The 4,924-nt window shown below is 58.9% G+C and carries 2 protein-coding genes and 1 pseudogene; 1 reads left to right on the forward strand and 2 read right to left on the reverse strand.

The window, feature by feature from the left end; genetic code table 11:
- Window positions 1-34: 34 nt before the first annotated feature.
- Together P792_RS25525 and P792_RS25530 are read right to left on the reverse strand one after the other, a co-directional pair.
- Window positions 35-2,269 carry a glycoside hydrolase family 3 C-terminal domain-containing protein gene (locus P792_RS25525; RefSeq protein WP_023978148.1) on the reverse strand — a complete coding sequence of 745 codons (2,235 nt, stop codon included), beginning with the start codon at window positions 2,267-2,269 and terminating at the stop codon, window positions 35-37.
- Between the two features lie 57 nt (window positions 2,270-2,326).
- Window positions 2,327-3,720: pseudogene (locus P792_RS25530) on the reverse strand (sugar porter family MFS transporter).
- 654 nt (window positions 3,721-4,374) lie between these two features.
- On the opposite strand from P792_RS25530, the gene P792_RS38470 reads away from it, so the two are divergent.
- Window positions 4,375-4,924: alpha/beta fold hydrolase (locus tag P792_RS38470; RefSeq protein WP_023978152.1), on the forward strand; the 550-nt coding region annotated here is incomplete at its 3' end.

Here is a 4,924-nt window from a genome sequence, read left to right on the forward strand (position 1 = left end):
AGAGAGGGTGATAGGGGCATGGTGCCTCACCCCCTTACTGCGCGTTGATCTGGAGACTGGCCGAAGGGCCTGTCTCATCGGCGGCGTTCCGTGCAAAGACCAGACGATACGTGCCCGGAGCCTGTTTCCACGCCTTCTGGGCTGCGTCGTAGCGCGCCGTCGCATAGCGCGAGAGCGGCACATCAACGACGCGTGTCTCACCGGGCGACAGCGTCACACGGGCATAACCAGCAAGGCGCAATGGCGTGCCGTCGGGCGCATGGGCGTAGATCTGGATAATGTCATCGCCTGTGCGCTGGCCGCTATTGGTTACTTTGGCATGGGCGACCGCTGTGCCACCCGCCATCGAGAGGCTCAGCCCGTCATGCGAAAACCGCGTATAGCTCAGACCGAACCCGAAAGGAAAAGCCGGTGCGCGATGATGCGCGGCAAACCAGCGATAGCCGACATTGGCGCCCTCAACATTCAGGTCGTAATTCTTGAGATAGGCGACATCGGATTTCTCGAAGGGGAACGCACCGGCATGATGCCCGGCACCCGGTAGTTCGGGCCGGGGAAGATCGGCCAATGATTGCGGCCAGGTTGTTGTCAGGCGACCCGAAGGCGCGACCTTGCCGCTGAGCAGATTGGCGATTGCCTCACCCCCTGCCGATCCGGGATACCAGGCGGCAAGTACGGCCCCGACCTTGTCGAACCAGGGCATGGCGACAGGGTTGCCGGTCTCAAGCACCACAACACTTTTCCTGTTGGCGTGAGCAACGGCCTCGATCAGCGCATTATCCGAAGGCTGAAGATCGAGATCAGGGGCATCAAGCGTCTCGCCCTGCCATTTGCTCACGAAGACGACCACCGCATCGGCCTTGCCCGCCAGTTCAGCAACCTGCCCCATATCGGCCCCGTCATTGAACACGATCCTGGCACCCGGCATTGCCGCACGCAGCGCGTCGACCGGGGCATTGGGTTCATAGATAATCGGGTGAGGCATTGTCTCGAGACTGGCCTGCACGGGGTCGACCACGGCACTCCCGCCACGCGGCAGCACAGCCGAGCTGCCCCCTCCGGCGATTACACCCTTATCCGCATGACCGCCCACGACAAGGATCATTCCCTTCGGGGCCAGGGGCAGTGTTGCGCGCTCGTTGCGCATGAGAACGGCGCCTTCCTCCTCGATACGGCGGCTGACGGCCATATGGGCGGCAATTTCGGCTTCACCTTCCGCAGGGCGCGCCTGGTCATCGAGCACCCCGTTGGCAACCATGGCCGTCAGGATATGGCGCACCTTGGTGTCGAGAATCCTCTGGCCCTCGGCGCCTTTCGCCATTTTGCGCATCGCGTCGATAAAGCGCGGCCCACGATCGAGCGTCGGGGCGGAATCCTGGTCCAGCCCCGCTGTCACGGCGGCTTCACCATCGGAAAGCGCACCCCAGTCGCTCATGACGAACCCGTCATAGCCCCACTCACCCCGAAGCACGTCAGTCAGCAGATACGGATTCTGACAGGCATAGACCCCGTTCACCTTGTTGTAGGAGCACATGATGCTGCCGGGCTTGCCCTCTTCCACAGCAATACGAAAGGCCAGCAGATCGGATTCCTGCAAGGCAGGAATGCCCAGATCGAGACTGCTCATCATCCGTCCCGTCTCGTAGGAGTTCACCGCGTAATGCTTGACCGTTGAGATCACATGCTGGCTCTGCACGCCCTGCACCTCGGCAGCGGCGACCTGCCCGGCCAGGATGGGATCCTCTCCCATATACTCAAAATTCCGGCCGCCGCGCGGATCACGCACCAGATCCATACCGCCTGCGAGCAGCACATTGAAACCACGATGCTTCGCTTCAGCGCCGATCATCGCGCCCCCTTCACGAGCGAGCGCAAGATCAAACGTGCCCGACATGGCCTGCCCTGCGGGAAGGGCTGTCGCGCCATCGCCCGGGCGCACGGCCATCGGGTTGGTGACACCAAGCCCGGCATCGCTGATCTGCAAGGCGGGCAGGCCCAGACGGTCTATCGCGGCCACATAGGCCGCCGACCCGATGGCGCCCGCAGGCTTCTTGAAATTAACGAACTCCATGGCAAGCTGGCTTTCGACCAGCAAGAGTTTCTCGGCTTTGGTCATGCTGTGCATGAGCGCCGCCACCCTGTCCTGGGTCGAGGCGGACTGGTCCTGCCACGGAGCCGGGGCGGCTATGGCGCGGGAACCGGCCAGAAGCGCGGCCATACCCACGGCAAGAGCAAGATATTTTTTGCGCGCAATACTTGATGAGGTCATTGTCTTATCCTCTATTCAAATAATCGAAATTGTCCCGATCAGTCCTGAGCGGGAAACCTATCGCCCGATTTCACGCAGCCTGACGCCGCTATTGAGCTTTTGCTCTATGGCCTCGAGCGAGATCCCGCGCGTCTCGGGGACGAAACACAGGGTGAAGGCGATGAACACGACGTTGAGTCCGGCATAGAGCCAGAAAGTATGCGAGGCACCGAGGCTGCCCAGCAGGGTCAGGAAGGTTGCCCCGACCGCCATGTTTGCAATCCAGTTCGTGAAGGTGGAGCAGGCGATACCGATTCAAGCGGCTGCACCTCGGCACACAGGATCCAGATCAGCGGGCCAGCCGAAAACGCAAAGCCGGTGATGAACAGCAACAGGACCGCAACGGACAGGTAATGCGTCAGAACACCGGTCTCGCTGCCGAGGGAGAGCAGGATGGCCAGAGCCCCCATGCCCAGCGCCATGATCGCAAATCCCGAGACAAGCATGGGCCTGCGCCCCCAGCGATCGACGAAGCTGATCGCGATGACGGTCGCCAGCATGTTCACGAGCCCGACAATCGCCGTGCCCCACATCTGGCCGTCCTGACCGAAGCCAGCCACCTCGAAAATACGCGGCGCGTAATACATGACCACGTTGATGCCTGTGAGTTGCTGCACAATCTACAGCCCGATCCCGAGACAGACGGAGCGACGGAAATTCGGATTTTCCAGAAACATCGCAAAACCGCGCTGCTTCTGCTTCAGCCTGCCCTGAATTTCCTGAATTTCGACTTCAGCCGCTGCACGTGAAGGCCGCAGGCTGGCGAGTGTCTCGAGCGCCTCGTCATGGCGACCGCGCAGCATGAGCCAGCGCGGGCTATCGGGAAGAAAGAAGGAGCCGATCATGAAGATCGCCCCCGGCACCGCCACGATCCCGAGCATCCAGCGCCAGGCTCCGTAATAGGCAAAAACCGCATCCGACACGAAAGCGAGCAGGATCCCGATCGTGATCATGAGTTGATAGACAGAGATCAGACTGCCGCGATGCCCCTCATCTGCCACCTCGGAAATATAGAGCGGCGCAACGAAGCTCGCGATGCCAATGGCCAGCCCAAGCAGGGCTCGCGCCACAATAAGCAGGACAATACCCTGTGCCACGACACAGAGCAGAGCACCGAGCATAAAAAGAAAGGCGCTCAGGATGAGCGCCTTTTTGCGACCGAACCGGTAGGAAAGCTGTCCCGCACAAACGGCGCCAATCGCGGCGCCGACCATCATGGAGGAAACAATCCACTCCTGGGCAACATCCCCGGCATGGAACTCCTTGGCAATAAAGCCAAGCGCGCCGGAAATAACACCGATATCAAGACCGAACATCAGCCCGGCAACAGCAGCAAGTATAGCTGCCAGCAACATTCTACCGACCAGTGGCACCTTCTGCTTTCGCGGGCTTTCACACGACGTATATTTCATAGAACTCCCCGAACCCTCATCACTAAACACCCGTAACCGAAGTGTTGTGATATGTATCTTTTGTAATGAGATAGTCCACTATGTGGGTGATGAGAGTCACATGATCGCGACTGGAACGACACTCATCGAGGCCAATGAAAAATCCTGATATTTTTCAGTGATATATAATAGAAGATTTGTGAAATATATTTTTTGATCAATTCGCGACTGGAGAACAAATAACGAGTCCTTGGGATTACGGTACCGAGACATTTCTTTTTTGGATATCTCTGCCGATTATGCGGATAATGAGAGATATAACGACCGATCGATATCGTTCGCTCGGAATTTCATCGTTATTTTTTGCAATCTCGATTTGTTTTCCGAATCGTCCCCTGACGGGCCGCGCACCCTCTTCCCGGCACAGCCTCCGAGATTCGGAAGCGTGCCGACATCAAGCCGGAATGTTGGTTCATCACTCACTCCCATGCAGGGACTGGTCGCGCCAGACTATCGGACCCGATACCGCGTCAAGAGGCCGAAATCGAGGTGATCAGAGGGCGGCGGAAAGCGGAGCGATATCATTAATGATCACGCTCTCGTCGGGTCGGGAACTCCCGCGATTGTGGTCTGTTTTCGTTCGTTATATTCTGCCCTCTCGAAAAGGACGCGACCATGCCATCCCTCAAATTGTGCGACGGCAATAGCCTTCATTACAAGGATATGGGCAAGGGCCGGCCCGTATTGCTGGTGCATGGCTGGCCTCTGACAGGCGATATGTGGGAGTATCAGACCCTTGCCCTGCTGGAAGCCGGATACAGGGTTATCACCTATGACCGCCGGGGCTTTGGCCAGTCCAGCCATCCTTTTGGCGGCTATGACTACGACACTCTCACCGGTGATCTTGCCGAACTGATCGATCATCTCGATCTGCGCGATCTCACGCTCGTCGGGTTCTCGATGGGTGGTGGCGAAGTGGCGCGTTACCTGAGCAGCTATGGCCCCTCGCGCCTGGCTGGCGTTGCGCTCATTTCTTCGGTCGTGCCCTACCTGCTGCAGGACCAGAGCAACCCGGATGGGGTGCCGGTCGATGTCTTTGCCGATTTCAAGGTCCAGATCCGACGGGACCGTTTCCATTTTCTGGCAGAGTTCCTCAAGAGCTTCTACGGGGTCAGCATGATCCGCAAGCCGGTCAGTCAGGCGCTTATCGACTGGAGCTTCACGC

Source organism: Asaia sp. SF2.1, assembly GCF_000505765.1.
Classification (GTDB): Bacteria; Pseudomonadota; Alphaproteobacteria; order Acetobacterales; family Acetobacteraceae; genus Asaia; species Asaia bogorensis.

Bases quoted from the DNA above. Each gene is read 5' to 3' on its own strand.
- P792_RS25525 (WP_023978148.1), bottom strand. From the start codon at position 2,269: ATGACCTCATCAAGTATTGCGCGCAAAAAATATCTTGCTCTTGCCGTG.